Here is a 22306-nt window from a genome sequence, read left to right on the forward strand (position 1 = left end):
AACCCCTTTATTTTTTCGGTTGCTTGACCGGACGCTGCCAGGCGTCGATCGTCATCTGTTTCGCGCGCGACAGCGTGAGCTTGTCGGCCGGCGCTTCCTTGGTCAGCGTGGTGCCCGCGCCGATCGTGGCGCCGCGGCGCACGGTCACCGGCGCCACCAGCTGCGTATCGGACCCGATGAAGACATCGTCCTCGATCACGGTGCGGTGCTTGTTCACGCCGTCATAGTTGCAGGTAATGGTACCCGCGCCAATGTTCACGCGCTGACCCACCGTGGTGTCGCCCACGTAGGCCAGATGGTTGGCCTTGCTGTGGTTGGCGATCTGGCTGTTCTTGACTTCGACGAAGTTGCCGATATGCACGTCCTGGCCCAGCTCGGTGCCGGGGCGCAGACGCGCGTAAGGGCCGATGCGGCCATCCGGCCCGATCTTTGCTTCCTCGAAATGGCAGAACGGTTGCACACGTGCGCCAGCGCCGACCACGGTGTTGCGGATCACGCAGTGCGCGCCGATGTGTACGCCATCGTCCAGGTGCACGCGGCCCTCGAACACGCAGCCTACGTCGATGGTCACGTCGCGGCCGCAGGTCAGCTGGCCACGCACGTCGATGCGTGCCGGGTCCAGCAGCGTGACGCCCGCTTCAAGCAGGCGTTGGGCGATGTTGCGCTGGTGGATGCGTTCGATTTCGGCCAGCTGGACCTTGCTGTTGACGCCCAGCGTTTCCCACAGTTCGGCGGGCTGGGACGACACGATCTCCACGCCGTCGGTGGCGGCGCGCTCGATGGTGTCGGTCAGGTAGTACTCGCCCTGCGCGTTGTCGTTGCGCAGCGTGGACAGCCAGCGGCGCAGGTGGGCGGTCGGGCAGACGATGATGCCGGTGTTGATCTCGCGGATGGCGCGTTCTTCCTCGCTGGCATCCTTCTGTTCGACGATGCGTACGACATTGCCGGCCGCATCGCGCACAATACGGCCATAGCCGGTGGGATCGGGCATTTCGACGGTCAGCACGCCCAGGCGTTCGCCGCCGGCGGCCTGCACCAGGTGCTGCAGCGTGGCGGTCGAGGTCAGCGGCACGTCGCCGTAGAGCACCAGCGTGGGCTGGGCGTCATCGAGCAGCGGCAGGGCCTGCATGACGGCGTGGCCGGTGCCCAGTTGCTGCGCCTGCTCGGCAAAGGCAACATCGTCGGCACCCACCGCCTGGCGCACCTGCCCGGCGCCGTGCCCGACCACGACCACCAGCCGCGACGGCGACAGCGTACGCGCCGTGTCGAGCACGTGGGCCAGCATCGGTTGGCCGGCCACCGGGTGCAGCACCTTGGGCAGCGCGGAGTTCATGCGCTTGCCCATGCCTGCGGCAAGAATGACGATATTCACAAGGAGGTTCCTAAGTGAGTGTGTCTGAGAAGAAGCTGAAGAATCCGAGCCTGGGAGCACTGTGGCCGATGTGGCTGAACCGTTGCCACGACTGGGCTGGCGGGCGATTCGCCGGCCCCGGAAACATGCGCGCCGATTCTAGCACGCGGGCCTGTGCCGCATTGGGTCCATCACCTCGCGTTACCGTTGTTCACATTTGGTCACGCGGCGTTTTTGCATGGTTTGCAGCATTTACCATGCTCCTGGCGTTGGCTGGATGCAACGCCATGAAGCTCGGATACCAGCAGGGCGACCGCCTGGCCTACTGGTGGGTGGACCGCTATGTCGATGTCTCCGACGCCCAGGAGCCGCCCACCAAGGAAGCCATCGCGCGCTTCTTTGCCTGGCACCGGCGCGGCCAGCTGCCCGAAATCGCCACTGTGCTGACCCGCGTGCGCGGTGAAGTCGCGGGCGAAGTCACCCCGGCCATGGTGCGGCAGGTCCAGCAGGACTCCCAGCGCCTGGGCCGGCAGGCCTTCGACAACGCGGTGCCCGACCTGGCCGACCTGCTGCTGACGCTGGAGCCCGACCAGATCCAGCGGATGGAGGCCAAATTTGCCGAAAGCAACACCAAATACCGCAAGGAATTCCTGAAATCGGACCCCGCCGCCCGTACCGACGCCCGGTTCGACAAGATCATGAGCTACGCCAAGCTGATCTACGGGTCGTTCTCCGGCGAGCAGGAACGCGCCATCCGCGACGCGATGGGCCCCTATATGCAGAGCGCCGACGCGCGCTATGCCGAGCGCGTCAAGCGGCAGCAGGAATGGGTGGCCCTGGCGCGCGAAGTCTCTTCGACCCGCCCGCCCAAACCCCAGGTGGAAGCCATGCTGCGCAAGTATGCCGACGACTGGCAGCGGCCCGGCGGCGGCGAGCAGCGCAGTACCTCGGCCGGGGTGGATCTGACCGTCCGGATCGCCAACATGACCACGCCCGAGCAGAAGGCGCATGCCGTCAAACGCTTCGACGGCTGGATCAACGATACGCGCTCGCTGATGGCCGAGAGCGGCCGGGCGCCCCAGGCAGCCAGGTAGCCGCCGGGTTCGCCCACCATCGACAGGAAAGCCCCGGGCCAGGCCACGGGGCTTTATCTTTTCCCGGCGCGGCGGCGCGACTCAGGCCGCTGGCTGGCCCGCCGGCTCGGAAGCCGGTGCGGCGGCGGGCTCCGAGGCCGGCGCCGCCCCCTTCTGGATCTTGTCGAAGCGCACGAATTCCATGCGGTTCGGTTCCACGCTGCCGCTGAACTGCAACGCCTGCTGGCTGTAGGTGGTCTCGCCGAACAGCGACGCCTCGTCCACCTTGGCCAGGCCGGTGGCCAGCCCCGTGAACGGGAACAGCTCGGTATCGGCCAGGTGCGACGGCACCACGTTGCGCAGCGCCGAGAAGATGTTGTCGATGCGGCCCGGGTGCTCGCGCTCCCACTGCTGCACCATCTCGCTCACCTTCTTGCGCTGCAGGTTTTCCTGCGAGCCGCACAGGTTGCACGGGATGATCGGAAATTCCATGGCGCGCGCGTACGACGCGATGTCCTTTTCCGCGCAGTAGGCCAATGGACGAATGACGATGTGCTGGCCGTCGTCGGTGGCCAGCTTGGGCGGCATCGCCTTCATCTTGCCGCCGAAGAACATGTTCAGGAAGAACGTGTTGACGATATCGTCGCGATGGTGGCCCAGCGCGATCTTGTTCGCGCCCAGTTCCTTGGCCGTGCGGTAGATCACGCCACGGCGCAGGCGCGAGCACAGCGAGCACGTGGTCTTGCCCTCGGGCACCTTCTCCTTGACGATCGAATACGTGTCGGCCTCGACGATCACATATTCCACGCCCGTGGACTTCAGGTATTCGGGCAGGATGTGCTCCGGGAACCCCGGCTGCTTCTGGTCCAGGTTCATCGCGATCAGCTTGAACTGGATCGGCGCCCGCTTCTGCAGCGCCATCAGGACCGACAGCATCGTGTACGAGTCCTTGCCGCCGCTCATGCAGACCATGACGGTGTCGCCGTCCTCGATCATGCCGAAGTCGCCGATGGCCTTGCCGGTCAGCGACTGCAAGCGGGTTTCAAGGCGATAGAAGTTAGCCGAGTGACTCATAAGACGTACCTGTAACGGATGCGGCGCTGAATAATGGCCGCGCGCCCGATAGAAATGCCGGAATGGACGGGGCGGTATTCTACTGGACCGGCCCGTCCGGCGCTGCAGGCGTCCCGAGTTGCCCCGGCCGGCGTCAGGCCTGCTTGATGTGGAACACCTCGACGCCGACCGAATCGCAATCGGGGTAGACATCGGGCTTTTCGGTCGACACCCGCACGGCGCGCACCTTGGGATGCTGCAGCATGGCGCGGGCCACGTCGTCGCACAGCGTTTCCTGCAGGTGGATATGGCCCTGGGCCATGCGGGCCGCCACCGTGTTGCGCATGAAGTCGTAATCGACCACTTCCTCCAGGCGGTCGGCGTGCGGGGTGGTTTCGGACAGCGACACGAACAGGTCGATGTTCACCAGCACGCGCTGTTCGCCCTTTTTCTCGAATTCATGCACGCCGATGTTGATCTGCACTTCGTAGTTGCGCAGGAACATGCGGCGGCAGTCTTGCAGGCTGGGATGGGAAAGGGCGGCAAAGGTCATGGCAGGGTCAATCAAGGTACGGCTTCATTCAGTCAAAAACATCACGTCACGGGCCAGCGGCATCAGATGCTGCCCGCCGTCGACGTACAGCGTGGTGCCGGTCACGGCGCGCGCCCCGGCCAGGTAGGCCACGGCCTGGGCGATGTCGTCGGGGGTGCTCGACTGGCCCAGCGGCGTCATGCCGTGGGCCCGCACGAAGCCAGGGTCGGACTGGTCGCCGGACACCAGCGTGATACCCGGCGCCACGCCCACCACGCGCAGGCGCGGGGCCAGGGCCTGCGCCAGCTGCACCGTGGCAGTCTGCAGCGCGGCCTTCGACAGCGTATACGACAGGAAGTCGGGATTCAGGTTGTTGAGCTTCTGGTCCAGCAGGTTGATCACCACCCCGCGCTGCTCGCCGGCATTGCCGGCTCCGTTGCCGTCGGCGCCAAGCGCCTTGTGCATCTCACGCGCCAGCAGCAGCGGCGCCGCCACGTTCGTGCGCATATGGGTGTCGAGCGATCCATACGAAAAGCTCGTCGCCACGTCGTACTGGAACAGCGAGGCATTGTTGACCAGGCAGGTCGGCGCGCCCAGCGCATCGACGCAGGCGGCCACCAGCTTGCCCGTGGCGGCCTCGTCGGACAGGTCGGCCTGCAGCACGGCGGCCCGGCGGCCCAGCGCGCGGATCTGCGTGGCCAGCACCTCGGCTTCGTCACGCGACCGGTTGCAGTGGACGGCCACGTCCCAGCCCTGCGCGGCAAGCTCCAGCGCGATGGCACGGCCCAGCCGGCGCGCCGCGCCGGTCACCAGCGCCACGCCGCGCGATTGGACGCCCGCGGCGCCCTGAGTATTCGAATCTGGCATTGCTACAATTCGCGGTATGCAGAAAGTCGCTAGTCTACCCCTTCCCTCCGCCGATGCGCTTGACGCATCCAAGGCCCTTTCCATCGTGATCGGCGACGCCATCGCGGCATCCGGCGGCTGGATCGGCTTCGACCGCTACATGTCGCTTGCGCTCTATGCCCCGCGCCTGGGCTATTACAGTGGCGGCGCGGCCAAGTTCGGGCGCGGCGCCGACGACGGCAGCGACTTCATCACCGCCCCCGAGCTGACCCCGTTCTTCGCCCGCACGCTGGCCCGCCAGTTCGCGCCACTGGTCCGGATGTCGCTGCCGCGCGTGATGGAATTCGGCGCCGGCACCGGCCGGCTGGCCGCCGACCTGCTGCTGGCCCTGGAATCGGAAAATGCGCTGCCCGAGTCGTACCGCATCGTCGAGCTGTCCGGCGAACTGCGCGCCCGGCAGCAGGACACGCTGGCGCAGCGCGCCCCCCATCTGGCGGGCCGCGTGCAATGGCTCGATGCCCTGCCCGACAGCTTCGAAGGCGTCATCGTCGGCAACGAGGTGCTCGACGCAATGCCCGTGCGGCTCTTCGCCCGTATCGGCGGCCAATGGCACGAGCGCGGCGTGGTGCGGCAAGGCGATACGTTCGCGTACGAAGACCGGCGGCTCGACGCCGCCGCCGTGCCGGCGCAGCTCCACGAAATGCCCGGCGACCACGATATGGTCACCGAGACCCATGCCGAAGGCGAAGGCTTCACGCGCGCCGTGGGCGCCCTGCTCAAGCGCGGCGCGGCGTTCTTTATCGACTATGGCTTTCCGGCATCGGAGTACTACCACGCGCAGCGCGTGGGCGGCACGCTGATGTGCCACTACCGCCATCATGCGCACCCCGATCCGTTCCTGTACCCGGGCCTGCAGGACATCACGGCCCACGTGAATTTCAGCGGCATTGCCGAAGCGGCGGTCGATGCGGGGCTCACCGTGGCGGGCTTTGCCTCGCAGGCGCGCTTCCTGATGAACGCCGGGATTACCGAGCTGATGATGTCGCTCGACCCGTCCGACGCGCGCAACTTCCTGCCGCAGGCCAACGCGGTGCAGAAGCTGCTCAGCGAGGCCGAAATGGGTGAGTTGTTCAAGGTCATCGCGCTGGCACGCGATGTCGACGATGCCTTGCCGCTGGCCGGATTCGCGCGCGGCGACCGCAGCTACGCCCTCTGACCGATCCACACGCCATCACCATGTTGCGCTGGACCTTCACCATCTTCCTGTGCGTGATCGTGCTGTCGGCGGCGCTGCCGTGGCTGCAGAAGATCGGCCTCGGACGCCTGCCCGGCGACGTGCGCTTCCGGCTCTTCGGCAAGGAATACGTCTTGCCGTTCGCCTCGACGATCCTGCTGTCGCTGGTGGCGCTGGTGATCGGGAAAGTGCTGTAGGGCCTGGTTGGACGGGATCTAGTCCGGCAGCCCCAGTTTTTCCGCCACGGCCGCCACGCGCGCCTTGTGCACCTTATCCTTGATCAGATCCACCCGATCGCCACACGCCTTGGCCACGGCCCCGGCATCGACCGATGCCGCCGCCTCGCGGGCCGCCAGCAGCCGCGCGGTCTGCGGATAGTCGCGATCCTCGAACCCCAGCCGGCCACGGGCGTCGGCCTCGCAGGCCTGCAGCGCCTCGGCGAACCGGTCGGGCTTGCGCAGTGCGTCGCTGCGCTCCACCAGCCGTGTCAGCGCGGCCGCGCCGAACGCTTCCGAGCGATGGATGTTGCCGTGCTCGCGCGCCACAAGCAGCGCCAGTTCGCGGCAGTCGTTCGGCACGCGCAGGCGCTTGCACACCGCCTCCAGCAAATCCACGCTGCGTTGCTCGTGGCCGATATGGCGCGGCAGCACGTCCTCTGGCGTGGTGCCCTTGCCCAGGTCGTGGGTCAGCGCCGCAAAGCGCACCGGCAGCGACGCGCCCTGCGCGGCGGCGTAGTCCACCACCATCATCACGTGCACGCCGGTGTCCACCTCGGGGTGGTAGTCGGCGCGTTGCGGCACGCCCCAGAGCCGGTCCAGCTCCGGCAACAGCCGCGCCAGCGCGCCACATTGGCGCAGCACGTCGAACATGCGCGATGGCCGGGCCTCCATCAGGCCGCGCGCCAGTTCCTGCCAGACGCGCTCGGGCACCAGGGCGTCGACCTCGCCCGCATCCACCATCTTGCGCATCAACGCGACGGTTTCCGGCGCCACCGAGAAATCATCGAAGCGGGCGGCGAAGCGTGCCGCGCGCAGGATGCGTACCGGGTCCTCGGCAAAGGCGTCGGACACATGCCGGAACAGGCGTGCCTGCAGGTCCTGCCGGCCGCCGTATGGATCGATGATCGGACCCACCAGGTTGTCCTGGTCGTCCACGGCCTGCGCCATCGCATTGATGGTCAGGTCGCGGCGCACCAGGTCGTCTTCGAGCGTGACATCGGGCCCGGTATAGAACGCAAAGCCCTTGTAGCCCACGGCCGTCTTGCGCTCGGTCCGGGCCAGCGCGTACTCGGCCCGTGTCTGTGGATGCAGGAAGACCGGAAAGTCCTTGCCCACCGGCTTGTAGCCGGCGGCTTCCATCTGCTCGGGCGTAGCACCCACCACCACGTAGTCGCGATCCTGGCTTGGCTTGCCCAGCAGTTGGTCGCGGATGGCCCCGCCGACGGCGTACACCTGCATGATCAGCCCGTGACGATGATCGCGTCGGCCCGTTCAGGCTGCGTGCGGTAGGGTTCATCGGCCGGCACGAAATCGCGCTCCTCGCGGGCGCCCGCCACCCATTCCTGCATGGCCGGCAAGGCCAGGATGAAATCGGCGTAGGTCTTGGCGGCTTCGGGCAGATGCACGCCATAGGTGGCAAAGCGGCTCACCACGGGCGCGTAGAACGCGTCGGCAATCGTAAATTCGCCAAACAGGAACGGGCCACCGGCGCCGTAGCGCGCACGCAGGTCGGTCCAGATCGCGGCAATGCGGTCCACGTCCTGCTGCACGGCCACGTTCCAGCCCAGGCCCGGCAGCACGGCGGTGCAGTTCATCGGCATCTGGCTGCGCAGGTTGCCGAAGCCCGAGTGCATCTCGGCGCAGATCGAGCGTGCCATGGCGCGTGCGGCCACGTCGGCCGGCCACAGCTGCTTGTGCGGAAACCGCTCGGCCGCGTATTCGGAGATCGACAGCGAATCCCACACGGTCACGTCGCCGTCGATCAGCGCCGGCACCTTGCCGGCGGGCGAGTAGCGGGCAATTTCCGTCCCGAAATCCTTCGTGAACAGGCGCAGCGGGATTTCCTCGAATTCGATGCCGGCGTGGCGCAGCAGCAGCCACGGACGCAGCGACCAGGACGAATAGTTCTTGTTGCCGATGACGAGCTTCATCGTAAATTCCTTGGGGGCGGAAACAGAGGCGGACAAATGCGACACGCGCAAATACGAAGGCGCGGGCGCCGGTCCATCGCCAGGCGCCCTGAACCAGACATTCTATCGATGCGGCGCCCGGCGTCCAAATGAATTGCGCTCGCAAGGCTGTGAGCGCCAATCACATCGGTGCAAATTGCGTGCCCCCTGGCGCCGGCGCTTCAGCGATGCACGCTGCCGCGCAAGGACTGGAAGAACGTGTCGCGGCTGCGGCCGGCCAGCACGTCGGTCATCACGACCTCCAGGCTCACCGGATGGACACCCAGTTCCGCCGCCATGGGCGCGCCGAGCACGTTGTCCAGGCGCATCGAATCGAGGTTGTCGCGCGACAGCACCGTGCCGCCCGGCATGTGTTCCAGCACGGCCGCCTGCATGCGCGCCAGCGCATCGGGCAGGGCGATGATCGGCCGCGGATGACCCGACGCATGGCCCGCGAACTTGACCAGCTCCTCCAGCGTGTACACCTGCGGGCCGCCCAGTTCGTAGGTCTGCCCGACGGTCGATCCATTGGCCATCGCGTTCACGAAGGCCTGCACCACGTCCATCACGAACACGGGCTGGAAGCGCGCATGGGCGCACGCCAGCGACACCACCGGCGCCATCTGCTGCAACTGGGCGAACAGGTTCAGAAAATGATCGTCCGGGCCGAACACGACCGATGGACGGAAAATGGTCCAGTCCAGTCCGCTCTCGCGCACGACGCGCTCGCCTTCGCCCTTGCTGCGCAGGTACATCGACGGCCCTTGCGGGTCCGCGCCAAGCGCGCTCATGTGGATCAGCCGGCGAACGCCGGTGCGGCTGCAGGCCTCCACCAGCTGTCGCGGCAGATCGACGTGCGCGGCGGCAAACTGGGGGCCGTACGGGTCGCCGCGGTCGCCGTGCAGCACGCCCACCAGGTTGACGACGATGCCATCGACGCCCAGCGGGCCGATTGCATCGTCCAGCGAAGCCGCGTCGGCCAGGCCCAGCTCGGCCACTTCCACACGCGGCAACAGCAGCAGATGCTGCGCATGTTCGACGCTGCGCGAGCCGACCACGATGCGGTCGGGCGCGATGGGACTATCGGGATTGGAGGCCGGATCGAGCGGCGCGCCGGAAGCGGTCGCCGCGCCGGCCAGGCGGGACACGAGGTGGCTGCCGATGAAACCGGCGCCCCCCACGACAAGGACGTTGCTGGTCTTCATGCTTGGGGCTCCGTGACGATTCGTGTGACGCTGCGTGATGCACGCGTCCCGACAGTCACGGAGCCGCCGCCCCGCCCCATGCGGGGCTTACAGGGTCAGGGCAGGCTGGTCGTCGTGACCGAGGACGGCGCGACCACCCCAAGCCGGTCTTTCAGCGACTGGGGACGGCCACTCATCAATGCAGCATAGTACGTCGCGTTGGAAAGCACATTCTTGACATACGTTCGCGTTTCCGTGAACGGGATCGTCTCTGCAAAGATCGCGCCTTCCACGGGCCGCGACAGGCTCGAACGCCACGATTTCGGGCGTCCCGGGCCGGCGTTGTACCCGGCGGACGCCAGCGTCCACGAGCTGTCGAGGTCCGTCAGTACCATGCTCATGTAATTTGTACCGAGCAGGATATTGATATTGGGGTCACCCATCATCGACGGCGAGAAGTCGGCCATGCCGATCTTCTTCGCCACGTACCTGGCCGTGGCCGGCATCACCTGCATCAGGCCGTGCGCACCCGCCGACGAGCGCGCATTCATGATGAAGCGCGATTCCTGACGGATCAGGCCATATGCCCAGGCCATGTCCAGGCCCACGTCATCGGTGGCCCGCTGCATGATGTCGCGATACGGCATCGGAAAACGCTGGGCGAAATCGTGTTCGGCCTTCGTACGGTCCGACGTGTTGACCGTGCGGTCCAGCAGGTCGATCTTGCGCGCGTACTCGGCGGCAGCGATCAGTTCGCGATCGCTCATGCCGCGCAGTTCCCAGTTCCACTCGCGGTTGCCCTCGAAGCGCAGGTTCAGGTCATAGAACTTCTGCGCGCGGACAAAGCCGGGTCGCGTGCGCATGGCCATGGCCTCGGCGTCGCTGACCGTGGTGCGGGCCGGCAGCGTGATCCGGCTGCCCAGTTCCTCGCTGGCCAGCTGGCCGTAGAAATGGAACTGGCCCGCGATCGACTGGAATTGCGCCTGGGCTTCGGCGCCACGGCCGTCGGCCTTCAGCGCGCGGGCGTACCAGTATGTCCACGCCGGGTCCTTGGCGCGCAGCTCGGGGCGCATCAGTTCGATCGACTGGCGCACCTGCTTCCAGTCGCCCTGGCGCAACGCGGCGCGCACGCGCCACTCCTGCGTTTCGTCCGACAGCCACTGGTTGCCGCCCAGGTCCATCTGGCGGCGGTAGTAGCCCGCGGCTTCCGGCATCAGCTTCTTGGCCGCGTACTGGCCAACCACGCCCCAGGCGGCGCCTTGCTCGTCGCGCGACAGGCCGCCGGCGATGGTGTTCAGGTACGACGCGGCCTGCGACGGGTCGTTGCGGGCCATCTTGACCACGGTGGCCAGCGCGTCGCTGTCCACGCGTGCATCGGGCACGGCGGCCGCGATCTTCGCGGCCAGCGTCGTGTAGTTCTGTTCCAGCGCCTGGCGTGCCTGGAACGCCACGTCGCTACGCTGGATCTGCTGGCTCTGCGCCAGGTAGCCCACCAGATCGACGCAGCCGTCGCCGTAGTAGCGCGGATCCACCAGCGTGGCGCGCGCCTCGGCGGCCACGTTCTGGCCCTTGAGCGCCTTCGACAGCAGCGCGTAGCACTCCACCTGCGTGTCGTCCTTGAGCACGAACTGCGGGTACTGGATATCGAAATTGGCCCAGTCGCGCTTCTTGCCCAGCACCAGCAGCCAGTCGTTGCGCATGCGGTCGGCAATCGCCTCGCCCTGGTAACGCTGCAGGAACGCCGCCACTTCGGCGTCGGGCGCGTCGATGCGCGCCTGGCCGCCGGTATCGAACATCTGCGGCTTGATGCGGAAGTATTCGACGTACGACGGAATCGGGTAGTCGACCAGCGTGGCCGAAATGGCGGCGGCGCGGTCCACGTCGTTCTTGCGGGCCGCTTCGCGCAGCGCCACGAAGGCATCGTCCGGGCTGGACGGAATCATCGTCGACGCGGCCGGCTGCTGCGGCGCCGGACGCGACGGCGCCGGCTTCTTCTGCGCGTATGCCGGCATGGCCAGCACCGCGCCTGCGAACGCGAGCCAGGCGAAGCGGCCGGCCCGGCGCAGATATACTCCCTTCGACATTCTTGGCTATCCCTTATGTGGTGGCGCGTGCCCATTCACGAAGACAGGCACGCATCCTTCATCTGTTTCTGATTGTCTGATCGCGGTCATTATTGCACGCCATGCCCCCATCCCAAGCCCCGGACAACGGGCCGGACGCCCGTCAATTCCAGGCCGTCACGGACCAGCCTGCCGCCCCCGCCAATGACCGGCGCGCCCTCCGCCGCGACCTGCTGGCGCGGCGCGCCGCGCTGCCCGATCGTGCCGCATCCGATACCGCTATCGACCAGGCGCTGGGCGCCCTGCTGGAACGCCTGGGCGTACGGAAGCTGGGGTTCTACTGGCCGATCCAGGAGGAATTCGACGCCCGCGGCACGGTGGCGCGCTGGCTGGCCGGGATGCCCGGCCGCGTGGCCGCCCTGCCCGTGGTCTCGGCCCCGGGCACGCCGCTCGATTTCCATTTCTGGACCCCTGACACGACGATGCGCGCCGGACACTACGGCATTCCGGTACCCGACGGCACGGAGGCCGTGACGCCCGACGCGCTGCTCATTCCCTGTGTCGGTTTCAGCGCCAACAAGTTCCGCCTCGGCTACGGCGGCGGCTTCTACGACCGCACCCTGGCGGCCCTGGCCGGGCTTGGCGTCACGCCCATCGCCATCGGCATCGGCTTCGACGCCTGCGAGATCCCGCTTGTTGCACAGGCGCACGACCTGCCGATGGACTGGATGGTGACGGAGCGCGGGGTGCGGTAGCACCCGCGCCGGGTTTCCTCCGGCAAGCCGGCTGGCCGATCAGCCTGGCGCATCGTCCGGGGCGGGCTCCGTGGCGCGCACCAACCCCTCCACCAGCTCGCGCATCCGCCTCCAGTGCGAGCCTTCCCAGAACACCCTGCGGCAATGCGGGCATGTGACAAAGCGGTCGTGGCGCGCGAACACGCCGTCCGGCACGCGGCCCTGCGCGTCGGCCTTGTCGATGCGTTGCAGCGGCACGTTGCAGGTCAGGCAGAGCGAGAACGGGCGGGCGCTGCGTGCCAGGTCGAGCCGCGCGAAGATCTCCTGTGCCTGCGGCGTCGATTTGATCGCCCGCACATAGCAGCCGTGCGTGATTTCGCGGCGCTTGAGCAGTTCGCGGTCGCGCGTCAGCACGATGCGCTGCTCGTCGGCCGCGATGCGGGCAATCTCGCTGTCTTCGAAGTGGTTGTCGTAGAGCGTGTCGAAGCCGGTCATGCGCAGCAGGTGCGCCAGGCCGCCCAGATGCGCATCGGCGACAAAGCGGAGGTTGCGCAGCGGATGCTCGCGCACGCGCAGCAGCGGCGTCACGTCGAGGGATTCGAATTTTGGATAAACGGCGACGCGGTCGCCGTCCTCGACGAGGCGCTCGAACGGCACCGATTCGCCGTTCACGAGGATCAGTTCCACCTCGGTATGCGGCACGCCTAGCGCCTCGATCATGTGCTTGACCGTGGCGGCGCGCGCGCAGGGGCACGACAGGTCCCGGCGGCGCTGCGATGGCGCCAGAAAGTCGTTCAGTTCCTCGTAGAAACGGAAGGTGGCGGTGACCATGGCGGCGAGTATGCCACCATCGCCCCCGGTTGCCGATATGCCTACTTCGCGTTGCCCAGCCGCAGCGCGGCTTCCACGGCCATGCGCGCCCAGGGCGTCATGGCGGACGGCGACTCCAGGCAGGCCGCCGGCAGGCTCAGGTAGTGACGCATCGTCACCTCGCGCCGGGCCGACTGGTAGCGGAACGGCTCGCTGCCTTCGGCCGCGAAGCGGGGCAGCGTGATGTCGTCCGCCTTCAGGTAGCACTGGCCGCCGCTGGCCAGCGCGAACATCAGCCCGTCATAGAACAGGCCATGACCGCCAAACATCCGCCTGGCCGTGACCGGCCCGATGCTGGCCGCCAGCGGCGCCATCAGTTCCAGCAGATGCTCGACGAACGGGTCCGGACGGCGCGCGGCGGGCATGCGATCAGAGCTTGAGCCGCTGCCAGATGGCCTTGGTGGCGCCGGCCGTGTTCAGCGTGTAGAAATGCAGGCCGGGCACGCCCGAAGCCAGCAGGCGTTCGCACAGCGCCGTCACCACGTCCAGGCCGAACGCGCGGATCGACTCCTTGTCGTCGCCGAACGATTCGAGCCGCTTCGCCACCCAGCGCGGCACTTCGGCGCCGCACATCTCGGAAAAACGCATCAGCTGCGAGTAGTTGGTGATCGGCATGATGCCGGGCACGATCGGCACTTCCACGCCCATCGCGCGGACATCGTCGACAAAGCGGAAGTAGGCGTCGGCGTTGAAGAAATACTGCGTGATGGCCGAGTTCGCGCCGGCCTTCACCTTGCGCACGAAGTTGTCCAGGTCGTGGCGCGGCGAACGGGCCTGCGGGTGGTATTCGGGATAGGCCGCCACCTCGATGTTGAACCAGTCGCCGGTTTCGGCGCGGATGAACTCCACCAGTTCGTTGGCGTAGCGGAATTCGCCGATCTCGCCCATGCCGGACGGCATGTCGCCGCGCAGCGCGACGATATGGCGGATACCGCCGTCGCGATAGGTCTTGAGGATGTCGCGGATGCTCTCGCGCGACGACCCCACGCACGACAGGTGCGGCGCCGCCTCGATACCCTCGCGCTGGATTTCCAGCACGGCGTCGAGCGTGCCCTGCTGCGTGGTGCCGCCGGCGCCGAATGTCACCGAGATGTACTTCGGCTGCAGCGGTGCCAGCTGGGCGCGGGTGTTGCGCAGTTTCTCGGCGCCCTCCGCCGTCTTGGGCGGGAAGAATTCGAAGCTGTAGTAGCGATCAGTCATGGTTGGCACGCCGCACGCGCGGCGCCCCGAAGAATTTCAGTCGCGCTTAGTCCCGGTCGCCAAGCAGTACGCTGGCGAGAATCGTGGAGATCACGCTATAGAGAATCGAGCCAAGCAGCGCGGCGCCAAATCCGGCCACGACAAACCCCTGCAGCAGGTTGCCGACGAACAGGAACAGCAGCGCGTTGATGACGAAGATGAACAGCCCCAGCGTCAGCAGCGTCACCGGCAGGGTCAGGATGACCAGGATCGGCCGGATCAGCGTATTGACCAGACCCAGCACCAGCGCGGCAATCATCGCCGCGCCAAATCCGCGCAGTTCGATCCCGCCGATCAGATAGCTCACCAGGAACAGCGACGCGGCGTTGATGATCCAGACGGCCAACAGTCTCATTGCAACTCCCTTGTTATTGGTGGGATGACACTATTTGTGCACGGTCTGCGCGATGGGGTGTCGCACAGCTGGCTCAATGCCCTCTGCCCCGGCCCCCCTCCCGCATGCGGGAGAGGGGCGCAAACCGGGGGTCGGGGCAGACGTGGCCGATCAGTAGCGGTAGTGGTCGGCCTTGTACGGGCCCTGCTTCTGCACGCCGATGTAGGCGGCCTGCTGCTCGGTCAGCTCGGTCAGCTGCGCGTTCAGCTTCTTCAGCTGCAGGCGCGCCACCTTCTCGTCCAGGTGCTTCGGCAGCGTGTAGACGCCCACCGGGTACTTGCCGCTGTCGCGCTCGGCCCACAGTTCGATCTGGGCGATCGTCTGGTTGGCGAACGAGCTGCTCATCACGTACGACGGGTGGCCCGTGGCGCAGCCCAGGTTCACCAGGCGGCCCTTGGCCAGGATGATGATCTTCTTGCCGTCCGGGAACTTGACGTGGTCCACCTGCGGCTTGATCTCCTCCCATTCGTACTTCTCGACCGATGCGATGTCGATCTCGTTGTCGAAGTGGCCGATGTTGCAGACGATGGCCTGGTCCTTCATGCGGGCCATGTGGTCATGCGTGATCACGTGGTAGTTGCCGGTGCAGGTCACGAAGATGTCGCCGTGCTCGGCGGCGTAGTCCATCGTCACCACGCGGTAGCCTTCCATGGCGGCCTGCAGTGCGCAGATCGGGTCGATTTCGGTGACCCACACCTGGGCCGACAGCGCGCGCAGGGCCTGGGCGCTGCCCTTGCCCACGTCGCCGTAGCCGGCAACCACGGCGACCTTGCCGGCGATCATCACGTCGGTGGCGCGCTTGATGCCGTCCACCAGCGATTCGCGGCAGCCATACAGGTTGTCGAACTTGCTCTTGGTCACCGAGTCGTTGACGTTGATGGCCGGGAACTTCAGTTCGCCGCGCTGGGCCATCTGGTACAGGCGGTGCACGCCCGTGGTGGTTTCCTCGGTCACGCCGCGGATGGCGGCCAGGTTGCGGCTGTACCAGGTGGCATCCTTGGCCAGCTTCTCCTTGATGGCGGCGAACAGGTAGGTTTCTTCCTCGCTGGTCGGCTTGCTGATCAGCGATGCGTCCTTCTCGGCGCGGGCGCCCAGGTGCAGCAGCAGCGTGGCGTCGCCGCCGTCGTCCAGGATCATGTTCGGCGTGCCGCCGTCGGCCCAGTCGAAGATGCGGTGGGTGAAGTCCCAGTATTCCTTGAGCGACTCGCCCTTGAACGCGAACACCGGCGTGCCCGATGCGGCGATGGCGGCGGCGGCGTGGTCCTGGGTCGAGAAGATGTTGCACGAGGCCCAGCGCACGTCGGCGCCCAGTGCCTTGAGCGTTTCGATCAGCACGGCGGTCTGAATCGTCATATGCAGCGAACCGGCGATGCGGGCGCCCTTGAGCGGCTGCGCAGCGGCGAATTCGTCGCGGATGGCCATCAGGCCGGGCATTTCGGTCTCGGCGATCGCGATTTCCTTGCGGCCCCAGCCGGCCAGGCCGATGTCGGCGATCAGGTAGTCTTGCTTCAGGTCAGTCACAGCGTTCATGTTCACTCCGATGTAAGAGTGGCGCATACGCGGGACGGGAGACGGATAAGGCCCATGAACCCAGGGCCTGGCCGCGTCACGGGCGCCTCACGTGAGGCCATGACGGGCAGACAGGTCGACTCGCGCCCCGTGCGAACCACGGAACAGCGAGCGCCGTTGAGACATTCCGAGCCTGGCGGATGGCAGGGCATCCGTTGCAACGCTCCTCGGAGTGGCGGTATTGTAGCGTGCCTGTTCGCGCCGAGCAGGCAGAAATGCCAGATTTTTTCCCGCCTAATTGTTTCGGACCGTTCCCGTCCCGTTCCTGCCTTGCACATGCTCCCCACGCCACCCCGCACCCTGACCATCGCCGGTTCCGACTCCGGCGGCGGCGCCGGCATCCAGGCGGACCTGAAGACATTTGCCGCGCTCGGCTGCTTCGGCATGAGCGCGATCACCGCCATCACGGCCCAGAACACGCTCGGGGTGACCGGGGTGCACGCCATTCCGGCCGACATGGTGGCCGCCCAGATCGATGCCGTGGCCAGCGACATCGGCGTGGATGCCGCCAAGACCGGCATGCTCGGCACGGCGGCCATCGTCGAGGCCGTGGCCGGCGCGGTGGACCGGCACGGCATCCGCAAGCTCGTGGTCGATCCGGTCATGATCTCCACGTCGGGCGCCACGCTGTCGGACGACGCCACCAGCCAGGCCATGGTGAAGCAGCTCTTCCCGCGCGCCATCCTGGTCACGCCGAACCTGCCGGAAGCCTCGTACCTGCTGGGGCGCCGCATCGCGCGCCGGGCCGAGATGGAAGCCGCCGCCGCCGACCTGCTGGCGATGGGCTGCCATGCCGTGCTGCTCAAGGGCGGGCACCTGGAGGACGATGGCCCCGGCGCCACCGGCCTGGACGACCTGCTGATGCTGGCCGACGGCACCACGCGCATCTACACGCATCCGCGTATCGACACCCCCAACCTGCACGGCACCGGCTGCACGCTGGCGGCGGCCATCGCGTCGCAACTGGCGCGCGGCGACGCGCTGCCCGACGCCGTGGGCACCGCGCTGGACTACGTGGCCCGGGCCATCGCGGCTGGCGCGCCACTGCGCCTGGGTGCCGGCAACGGCCCGCTCAACCACAGCTTCGCCCCGCGCCCGCTGGGCTGACGCGGCATCGGATTCGACATGGAAACCCTGAAAAACATCGACCTGCGCGACGATCCCGCCGCGCGCTGGTACGTGAAGGACGAAACCGTGCAGGTGGCGTTTGCCGCCGAGCCCGGCGAACTGATCAGCCGCGAGGGGCCGAACCGCTACCAGCGCGGGGATGCCATCGTGACCGGCGCCACGGGCGACCGCTGGGTGGTGTCGCGCGGGCGTTTCGACGCGCGCTATGTGGCCGTGGGGCCGAACGCGCACGGCGAGGCCGGCCCGTATCGCAACAAGCCGGTGCCGGTGCTGGTCAAGGAAATGCCGGTCGCGTTCGCGCTGGAACGCTCGGCCGGCGGCGATGTGCTGACCGGCAAGCCGGGCGACTGGCTGATGCAATACGCGCCCGGCGACTATGGCATCACCGAGCGCGCAAGGTTCCTGGCGGTCTATCGCCCCACGGAAGGCCCGCCGGACGGGCCGGACGCCTAGTTCCCGCCGGCCAGCTGCACCAGCTTGAACGACGCGCGGGCCACGCAGCAGACCGTGCCCGATGCGTCGCGGGCCTCGCCCTCGCAGAAGGCGATCTTGGCGCCCCGGCGCAGGATGCGCGCCTCGAACGTCAGCGCGCCGCGCGCGGCGGCCAGGAAATGCGTGGACATGTCGATCGTGATCACGCCCACATCCAGCGGCGCATGCGAGCGCGCCGCGCCGCTCAGCGTGAAGTCCAGCACGGCCATCAGCGTGCCGCCATGCACGTCGCCACGGCTGTTCACCACGTTCGGGCTGGCCGGCAGGCGCGTACGGCATAGCCCTTCCTCCATATGCACCGGCTGCAGGCCCAGCAGGCGCATCAGCGGAATCTCGATACCGAAATAGGGCTTGTCGGGGGTGCCCGGGGCGGCGGGGATGATCTCGTTCACTGCTGTTTCCTCTCTGCGGGTCCCGTTCCGTACTGCGGAACCTCTATCCATTGGTGACTGGATGGAGAGGATATGCGGATTGTCCGGTCGCGACCAGCCGGGGTGGCCGGTCAGCGCCCAATCTGTGAGTTCTTGATACGCCAGCCCTCTCCCCCGGCCGCCATGCGGGAGAGGGGAGAAAAACGCGGCAGCGAATCTTCGGGGGAGAAAACCGTCGCGGCAGCGCAGGGGGGACGGATTTGCTTTGCTTTCAGGGCGCTTGAAGATTGCGGCCCTTGCTCTCACCGGAGGGTGCGGCTCCCCTCTCCCGCCTGCGGGAGAGGGGTTGGGGGAGAGGGCAAGCGTGTCCGCACTTGCCGAGCCGCGTTAGCACCCCATGCGCCTGCCCTCTCCCCCGCCCCTCTCCCGCGCGCGGGAGAGGGGAGCAAACCGAGGAAATATCAAGCGCCGGCGGTTCGCTCCCTCAGCGCGGTTTGGGGAGCGGGTAAAACCGTTCAGCCAGCGACCATCAGGCAAACAAGGCGTTGAGCCCCGCCACCGCCGCCGGCACATCGCTGGCTTCCGTGATCGCCCGCACCACGGCGGCGCTGCCCACGCCAACATCGAGCACTTCGCGCATATTGCCGGCGTTCACCCCACCGATGCCCACCAGCGACGGCATTACTGGCTTCATCAGCGTCACATATGACTGGAAGCGGCCCATGCCTTGCGGCTGGGTCGGCATGACCTTGGTCGTGGTCGGAAAAATCGCGCCCAGCGCCAGGTAGCTGGGCCGGATCGCCGCCACGCGCAGCATCTCGGCGTAGCCGTGCGTCGACACGCCCAGGCGCAGGCCCGAGGCGCGGATGGCATCGAGATCCGCCTCGTCCAGGTCTTCCTGGCCCAGGTGGATGCCATAGATGCCGCTGTCGCCGCCGCAGGCCGCGTGATGGTCGACCGCCACGCGCCAGTGGTCATTGATGAACAGGCGCGATGTCGAACCCTTGGCGGCGTTGGCCGCCCGCACCACTTCGGCCTTCACCTCGGCGGGGTCGGCCGACTTGAAGCGCAGCTGCACGGTTGGCACCTGCAGCGGCACGAGCTGCTCGATCCAGGCGGCGGTTGGCATGACCGCATACAGGCCAAGATCGGGCGGGCACGGCGCAAAGGCCGGCGCCGGCTGGTCGGGCGAGACCAGCGCGGCATGGCGCACGCGCGGGAAGCGCGCGAAATCGCCGGGCCACGCGGTGCTGCCCGGCTCCCAGGCGCGGGCGATGCACAGCGCGTCGTGCGCGGGAAAATGCAGCGACAGCGCCGCCGCCAGCACCGCCACGAAGCCCGGCGAGTGCACGGTGTCATCGTCGGCGTGCGAATCGAACACCCAGGTGCCCATCCACGAGCGCACCGTGTCGATCCAGCGGCCGCCTTCGCGCTCGGACACGATCAGCACGGCATTGGCCGCCGCCACGCGGTCGATGAGGTCGGCGGCAGCCTCGCCGTCCGACAGCACCACGTCGTGACGGCCCAGCGTGGCCGGGGCATTGGCCAGCGGCCACACCTGCCACGGCGATTCGTCGCGGCCGAACATCGCGGCAAAGCGCCGCATCACGTCTTCGAACAGTGCGGCATCGATGGCCGCGGCAACCCCCTGGCGCGTCATGCGCGATCCTCCGCGCCTTCGGCGTGCCAGAACGGCATGCCGACCACCGGTGTGCTGGCCTGCGCCACCTCGCGCTCGGGCATCGGCCCGGCCAGGTAGGCGGTGCGGCCGGCTTCCACGGCCAGCGCAAACGCGCGCGCCATGTTCACCGGGTACGCGGCCTGCGCCACGGCGGTGTTCAGCAGCACGCCGTCGTAGCCCCACTCCAGTACCTGCGCCGCGTGCGACGGCAGGCCCAGGCCGGCATCGACGATCAGCGGCGTGTCGGGCAGGCGGTCGCGCAGCGTGCGCATGGCGTGCGGATTCACGGCGCCACGGCCGGTGCCGATCGGGGCCGCCCAGGGCATCAGCGCCTGGCAGCCCACGTCGAGCAGGCGGCGGCACAGTACCAGGTCCTCGGTGCAGTACGGCAGCACCTTGAAGCCTTCCTTGATCAGCGTCTCGGCCACGGCCGGCAGGTTCAGCGTGTCGGGCTGCAGCGTGTAGTCGTCGCCGATCAGTTCCAGCTTGATCCAGTCGGTCTCGAAGACCTCGCGCGCCATCATCGCCGTGGTGATGACTTCCTGCGCGGTGAAGCAGCCGGCGGTGTTGGGCAGCACGGGCACGCCCAGCGAGCGCAGCATCTGCCAGAAGGTGTCACCGCCCAGCGTCTGGCCGTCGCCGCTGCCGATGGCGGTCTGGCGGCGCAGGGCCACGGTGATCATGGCCGGGCGCGATGCTTCCACCGCGGCCTGCAGCGTGGCCGGCGACGGATAGCGCGCGGTGCCCAGCAGCAGGCGCGAATCGAAGGATTCGCCGTACAGCACGAACGGGTCGCGCAGGGTTTCAGCAGGTTCGAATGTCATGGAGAGTCCCTTTAGCCGCCCGTTACCGGTTGCACGAGGTCGATCTGGTCGCCCGCATTGAGCGATGTGGCCGCATGCGCGGCGCGCGGCACGAACTGGCCGTTCACCGCGGCGGCGAACGGCGGCGCGATGGCTGCCGCCGTCACGGCGTCGGCCAGCGTGGCGGCGTCCGGCACGTCGAGCGGTTGGCCATTGAGCAGGATTTGCATGATGGTTATCGGTTAATGCAGCGTGCCGCCGCCGGTGTTGACGACCACGCTCGGCGCGGGGCAGACCACCTCGCGCACCTGCTGGATCATGCCGGGCCAGCGCAGCGCGGACGGCACGGCATAGGCGGCGGGATCGTCGTTGAGCAGGGCACGCACCACGTGGCAGGCCGCTTCCGTCACGGCCGGCGCGATCAGCCAGCCATGGCGATACAGCCCGTTGATGCGCACCACGCGCGCACGCTGGTCCACGCGGATGGACGGCAGGTGGTCCGGGCGCGTCGGGCGGCGCTGCACGTTCAGTTCCAGCACCCGCGCCTCGCCAAAGGCGGGATGCAGCGAGTGCGCGGCCGACAGCAGTTCCAGCGCGGAGCGCACGCTCATCGGCGAATCGTCCTCGCTTTCGATTTCGGTGGCGCCGATCACGTACAGGTCGTTCGGCTTCGGTGCGATGTAGATCGGGTAGCGCGGATGCAGCAGGCGCACCGGCCGGTGCAGCTTCACGTCGGGCGCATGCACGCGCACCACTTCGCCGCGCAGGCCACGCAGACCCGGCACGGGGTTGCCCTGCGCGTCCTGGTCCATCCAGGCGCCCCGGGCGCCCAGGCCGCGGCAATCGAGCACCACGTCGGCCTTGATGCCCAGCGATGGCAGCGATTCGGCGTCGATCTCGCCGGCCTCCCACACGCAATGCAGCCCTTCGTCGATGGCACAGTGGAGCAGGGCCCGCAGCGCGCCACGATTGTCGAGCTGGCCTTCGCCCTGCAGCAGCAGGCCTTGCGGGAAGCGCCCGGCCAGCTCGGGTTCCACATCGGCCACGCCCTTGCCGTCCAGCGCGCGCAGGCGCGCCTGCACCAGTTCCGGCGGGGCGACGGCGCGCATGCGGCTGGTGAACAGCGACACTTCGCTGCGGTCCCGCGCATGCCAGACCACCAGCGTGCCGTCCTCCTGGAAGAACACGGGCTCGGGCAGTTCCTGGATCCAGGTGCGCCAGAGGTCGACGCTGGCAATGCCGAGGTCGACGATGCGCCGTTCGGCGATGGCCGATTCGGCCAGCGGCGCCAGCATGGCCGCGGCCACGTGCGCGGCCGAGCCGCTGCCGTCGGGGCCGCCACGCTCCACCAGCGCCACACGGGCACCGGCACGCACCAGCAGCCAGGCGGAAATCCGCCCGGCCAGGCCGGCGCCGAGAATGGCGACATCGAAGGACTGTACTGCTGTCATGGGCTTGTATGCCGGCGGCATTGGCCAGGTAAGTGGCGCCGACCGGCCTCCGGTTGGGTGAATACCGCCGC

24 protein-coding genes and 1 riboswitch are annotated in these 22306 nt (G+C 67.8%); of the genes, 6 read left to right on the forward strand and 18 right to left on the reverse strand.

The window, feature by feature from the left end; genetic code table 11:
• Positions 1-7 precede the first annotated feature (7 nt).
• Positions 8-1372 (reverse strand): bifunctional UDP-N-acetylglucosamine diphosphorylase/glucosamine-1-phosphate N-acetyltransferase GlmU, encoded by a 1365-nt coding sequence (gene glmU, locus AC24R4_RS15550; RefSeq protein WP_400393511.1) that lies wholly within the window; start codon positions 1370-1372, stop codon positions 8-10.
• Positions 1373-1638: 266 nt separating this feature from the next.
• Here glmU and AC24R4_RS15555 point away from each other — a divergent pair, with 266 nt between their 5' ends.
• Positions 1639-2445 (forward strand): DUF6279 family lipoprotein, encoded by an 807-nt coding sequence (locus AC24R4_RS15555; protein WP_400393513.1) that lies wholly within the window; start codon positions 1639-1641, stop codon positions 2443-2445.
• Positions 2446-2526: 81 nt separating this feature from the next.
• On the opposite strand, the gene ttcA is transcribed toward AC24R4_RS15555, so the two are convergent.
• The 3 genes from ttcA to AC24R4_RS15570 all read right to left on the reverse strand — a co-directional run bounded on the left by ttcA (position 2527) and on the right by AC24R4_RS15570 (position 4876).
• Positions 2527-3498 (reverse strand): tRNA 2-thiocytidine(32) synthetase TtcA, encoded by a 972-nt coding sequence (gene ttcA / locus AC24R4_RS15560; RefSeq protein WP_400393515.1) that lies wholly within the window; start codon positions 3496-3498, stop codon positions 2527-2529.
• 133 nt (positions 3499-3631) lie between these two features.
• Positions 3632-4030, reverse strand: coding sequence for a dihydroneopterin aldolase (locus AC24R4_RS15565; RefSeq protein WP_153949925.1), 399 nt, complete (start codon positions 4028-4030; stop codon positions 3632-3634).
• A gap of 24 nt (positions 4031-4054) precedes the next feature.
• A complete protein-coding gene (locus tag AC24R4_RS15570) occupies positions 4055-4876 on the reverse strand; it encodes an SDR family oxidoreductase (RefSeq protein ID WP_400393517.1) in 822 nt (273 codons plus the stop codon).
• 16 nt (positions 4877-4892) lie between these two features.
• On the opposite strand from AC24R4_RS15570, the gene AC24R4_RS15575 reads away from it, so the two are divergent.
• Both AC24R4_RS15575 and AC24R4_RS15580 read left to right on the forward strand, forming a co-directional pair.
• Complete coding sequence (locus tag AC24R4_RS15575) at positions 4893-6071, forward strand: class I SAM-dependent methyltransferase (protein WP_400393519.1); 1179 nt, start codon at positions 4893-4895, stop codon at positions 6069-6071.
• Positions 6072-6091: 20 nt separating this feature from the next.
• Complete coding sequence (locus tag AC24R4_RS15580) at positions 6092-6286, forward strand: DUF2905 domain-containing protein (RefSeq protein ID WP_092602987.1); 195 nt, start codon at positions 6092-6094, stop codon at positions 6284-6286.
• A gap of 18 nt (positions 6287-6304) precedes the next feature.
• Here AC24R4_RS15580 and AC24R4_RS15585 read toward each other — a convergent pair whose 3' ends face one another.
• The 4 genes from AC24R4_RS15585 to AC24R4_RS15600 form a co-directional block, all read right to left on the reverse strand.
• Positions 6305-7546 carry a multifunctional CCA addition/repair protein gene (locus tag AC24R4_RS15585; RefSeq protein ID WP_400393521.1) on the reverse strand — a complete coding sequence of 414 codons (1242 nt, stop codon included), beginning with the start codon at positions 7544-7546 and terminating at the stop codon, positions 6305-6307.
• A 2-nt stretch (positions 7547-7548) separates the two neighbouring features.
• Positions 7549-8238 carry a glutathione S-transferase family protein gene (locus AC24R4_RS15590; protein ID WP_400393523.1) on the reverse strand — a complete coding sequence of 230 codons (690 nt, stop codon included), beginning with the start codon at positions 8236-8238 and terminating at the stop codon, positions 7549-7551.
• 200 nt (positions 8239-8438) lie between these two features.
• On the reverse strand, positions 8439-9461 hold the full coding sequence (locus AC24R4_RS15595; RefSeq protein ID WP_400393570.1) for a complex I NDUFA9 subunit family protein: 1023 nt from the start codon (positions 9459-9461) through the stop codon (positions 8439-8441).
• Between the two features lie 95 nt (positions 9462-9556).
• Complete coding sequence (locus tag AC24R4_RS15600) at positions 9557-11524, reverse strand: lytic transglycosylase domain-containing protein (protein ID WP_400393568.1); 1968 nt, start codon at positions 11522-11524, stop codon at positions 9557-9559.
• Positions 11525-11625: 101 nt separating this feature from the next.
• On the opposite strand from AC24R4_RS15600, the gene AC24R4_RS15605 reads away from it, so the two are divergent.
• On the forward strand, positions 11626-12258 hold the full coding sequence (locus AC24R4_RS15605; protein ID WP_400393567.1) for a 5-formyltetrahydrofolate cyclo-ligase: 633 nt from the start codon (positions 11626-11628) through the stop codon (positions 12256-12258).
• 39 nt (positions 12259-12297) lie between these two features.
• On the opposite strand, the gene AC24R4_RS15610 is transcribed toward AC24R4_RS15605, so the two are convergent.
• The 5 genes from AC24R4_RS15610 to ahcY form a co-directional block, all read right to left on the reverse strand.
• Positions 12298-13068: a Mut7-C RNAse domain-containing protein gene (locus tag AC24R4_RS15610; protein ID WP_400393565.1), complete on the reverse strand. Its 771-nt coding sequence runs from the start codon at positions 13066-13068 to the stop codon at positions 12298-12300.
• A gap of 41 nt (positions 13069-13109) precedes the next feature.
• Complete coding sequence (locus tag AC24R4_RS15615) at positions 13110-13472, reverse strand: TfoX/Sxy family protein (RefSeq protein WP_400393563.1); 363 nt, start codon at positions 13470-13472, stop codon at positions 13110-13112.
• 4 nt (positions 13473-13476) lie between these two features.
• A complete protein-coding gene (metF, locus tag AC24R4_RS15620; RefSeq protein ID WP_153949881.1) occupies positions 13477-14307 on the reverse strand; it encodes a methylenetetrahydrofolate reductase [NAD(P)H] in 831 nt (276 codons plus the stop codon).
• Positions 14308-14353: 46 nt separating this feature from the next.
• Positions 14354-14701 carry a phage holin family protein gene (locus AC24R4_RS15625; protein WP_153949882.1) on the reverse strand — a complete coding sequence of 116 codons (348 nt, stop codon included), beginning with the start codon at positions 14699-14701 and terminating at the stop codon, positions 14354-14356.
• Positions 14702-14851: 150 nt separating this feature from the next.
• A complete protein-coding gene (gene ahcY / locus AC24R4_RS15630; RefSeq protein ID WP_400393561.1) occupies positions 14852-16270 on the reverse strand; it encodes an adenosylhomocysteinase in 1419 nt (472 codons plus the stop codon).
• A gap of 141 nt (positions 16271-16411) precedes the next feature.
• Positions 16412-16484, reverse strand: a riboswitch (S-adenosyl-L-homocysteine riboswitch).
• Positions 16485-16585: 101 nt separating this feature from the next.
• Here ahcY and thiD point away from each other — a divergent pair.
• Positions 16586-17416, forward strand: a complete 831-nt coding sequence (gene thiD / locus AC24R4_RS15635) for a bifunctional hydroxymethylpyrimidine kinase/phosphomethylpyrimidine kinase (protein WP_400393559.1) — start codon at positions 16586-16588, stop codon at positions 17414-17416.
• 18 nt (positions 17417-17434) lie between these two features.
• The gene (locus AC24R4_RS15640) at positions 17435-17890 is read left to right on the forward strand and encodes a PGDYG domain-containing protein (RefSeq protein WP_400393557.1); all 456 of its coding nucleotides are present in this window, start codon (positions 17435-17437) and stop codon (positions 17888-17890) included.
• On the opposite strand, the gene AC24R4_RS15645 is transcribed toward AC24R4_RS15640, so the two are convergent.
• From AC24R4_RS15645 to AC24R4_RS15665, 5 genes are all read right to left on the reverse strand, one after another.
• The gene (locus AC24R4_RS15645; RefSeq protein WP_153949886.1) at positions 17887-18372 is read right to left on the reverse strand and encodes a PaaI family thioesterase; all 486 of its coding nucleotides are present in this window, start codon (positions 18370-18372) and stop codon (positions 17887-17889) included. The two genes, AC24R4_RS15640 and AC24R4_RS15645, sit on opposite strands and share 4 nt — an antisense overlap.
• Before the next feature lie 457 nt (positions 18373-18829).
• On the reverse strand, positions 18830-19960 hold the full coding sequence (locus tag AC24R4_RS15650; protein ID WP_400391722.1) for a thiamine phosphate synthase: 1131 nt from the start codon (positions 19958-19960) through the stop codon (positions 18830-18832).
• Positions 19957-20805 (reverse strand): thiazole synthase, encoded by an 849-nt coding sequence (locus AC24R4_RS15655; protein ID WP_400391724.1) that lies wholly within the window; start codon positions 20803-20805, stop codon positions 19957-19959. Before AC24R4_RS15655 ends, AC24R4_RS15650 begins: the two co-directional genes overlap by 4 nt.
• Before the next feature lie 11 nt (positions 20806-20816).
• A complete protein-coding gene (thiS, locus tag AC24R4_RS15660; RefSeq protein WP_092602951.1) occupies positions 20817-21014 on the reverse strand; it encodes a sulfur carrier protein ThiS in 198 nt (65 codons plus the stop codon).
• 12 nt (positions 21015-21026) lie between these two features.
• Positions 21027-22235, reverse strand: a complete 1209-nt coding sequence (locus AC24R4_RS15665; protein ID WP_400391728.1) for an FAD-dependent oxidoreductase — start codon at positions 22233-22235, stop codon at positions 21027-21029.
• Between the last annotated feature and the right edge of the window lie 71 nt (positions 22236-22306).

The organism is Cupriavidus sp. CER-90, assembly GCF_057652055.1.

Bases quoted from the DNA above. Each gene is read 5' to 3' on its own strand.
- AC24R4_RS15555 (WP_400393513.1), top strand. From the start codon at position 1,639: ATGAAGCTCGGATACCAGCAGGGCGACCGCCTGGCCTACTGGTGGGTG.
- ttcA (WP_400393515.1), bottom strand. From the start codon at position 3,498: ATGAGTCACTCGGCTAACTTCTATCGCCTTGAAACCCGCTTGCAGTCG.
- AC24R4_RS15565 (WP_153949925.1), bottom strand. From the start codon at position 4,030: ATGACCTTTGCCGCCCTTTCCCATCCCAGCCTGCAAGACTGCCGCCGC.
- AC24R4_RS15570 (WP_400393517.1), bottom strand. From the start codon at position 4,876: ATGCCAGATTCGAATACTCAGGGCGCCGCGGGCGTCCAATCGCGCGGC.
- AC24R4_RS15575 (WP_400393519.1), top strand. From the start codon at position 4,893: ATGCAGAAAGTCGCTAGTCTACCCCTTCCCTCCGCCGATGCGCTTGAC.
- AC24R4_RS15580 (WP_092602987.1), top strand. From the start codon at position 6,092: ATGTTGCGCTGGACCTTCACCATCTTCCTGTGCGTGATCGTGCTGTCG.
- AC24R4_RS15585 (WP_400393521.1), bottom strand. From the start codon at position 7,546: ATGCAGGTGTACGCCGTCGGCGGGGCCATCCGCGACCAACTGCTGGGC.
- AC24R4_RS15590 (WP_400393523.1), bottom strand. From the start codon at position 8,238: ATGAAGCTCGTCATCGGCAACAAGAACTATTCGTCCTGGTCGCTGCGT.
- AC24R4_RS15595 (WP_400393570.1), bottom strand. From the start codon at position 9,461: ATGAAGACCAGCAACGTCCTTGTCGTGGGGGGCGCCGGTTTCATCGGC.
- AC24R4_RS15600 (WP_400393568.1), bottom strand. From the start codon at position 11,524: ATGTCGAAGGGAGTATATCTGCGCCGGGCCGGCCGCTTCGCCTGGCTC.
- AC24R4_RS15605 (WP_400393567.1), top strand. From the start codon at position 11,626: ATGCCCCCATCCCAAGCCCCGGACAACGGGCCGGACGCCCGTCAATTC.
- AC24R4_RS15610 (WP_400393565.1), bottom strand. From the start codon at position 13,068: ATGGTCACCGCCACCTTCCGTTTCTACGAGGAACTGAACGACTTTCTG.
- AC24R4_RS15615 (WP_400393563.1), bottom strand. From the start codon at position 13,472: ATGCCCGCCGCGCGCCGTCCGGACCCGTTCGTCGAGCATCTGCTGGAA.
- metF (WP_153949881.1), bottom strand. From the start codon at position 14,307: ATGACTGATCGCTACTACAGCTTCGAATTCTTCCCGCCCAAGACGGCG.
- AC24R4_RS15625 (WP_153949882.1), bottom strand. From the start codon at position 14,701: ATGAGACTGTTGGCCGTCTGGATCATCAACGCCGCGTCGCTGTTCCTG.
- ahcY (WP_400393561.1), bottom strand. From the start codon at position 16,270: ATGAACGCTGTGACTGACCTGAAGCAAGACTACCTGATCGCCGACATC.
- thiD (WP_400393559.1), top strand. From the start codon at position 16,586: ATGCTCCCCACGCCACCCCGCACCCTGACCATCGCCGGTTCCGACTCC.
- AC24R4_RS15640 (WP_400393557.1), top strand. From the start codon at position 17,435: ATGGAAACCCTGAAAAACATCGACCTGCGCGACGATCCCGCCGCGCGC.
- AC24R4_RS15645 (WP_153949886.1), bottom strand. From the start codon at position 18,372: ATGGATAGAGGTTCCGCAGTACGGAACGGGACCCGCAGAGAGGAAACA.
- AC24R4_RS15650 (WP_400391722.1), bottom strand. From the start codon at position 19,960: ATGACGCGCCAGGGGGTTGCCGCGGCCATCGATGCCGCACTGTTCGAA.
- AC24R4_RS15655 (WP_400391724.1), bottom strand. From the start codon at position 20,805: ATGACATTCGAACCTGCTGAAACCCTGCGCGACCCGTTCGTGCTGTAC.
- thiS (WP_092602951.1), bottom strand. From the start codon at position 21,014: ATGCAAATCCTGCTCAATGGCCAACCGCTCGACGTGCCGGACGCCGCC.
- AC24R4_RS15665 (WP_400391728.1), bottom strand. From the start codon at position 22,235: ATGACAGCAGTACAGTCCTTCGATGTCGCCATTCTCGGCGCCGGCCTG.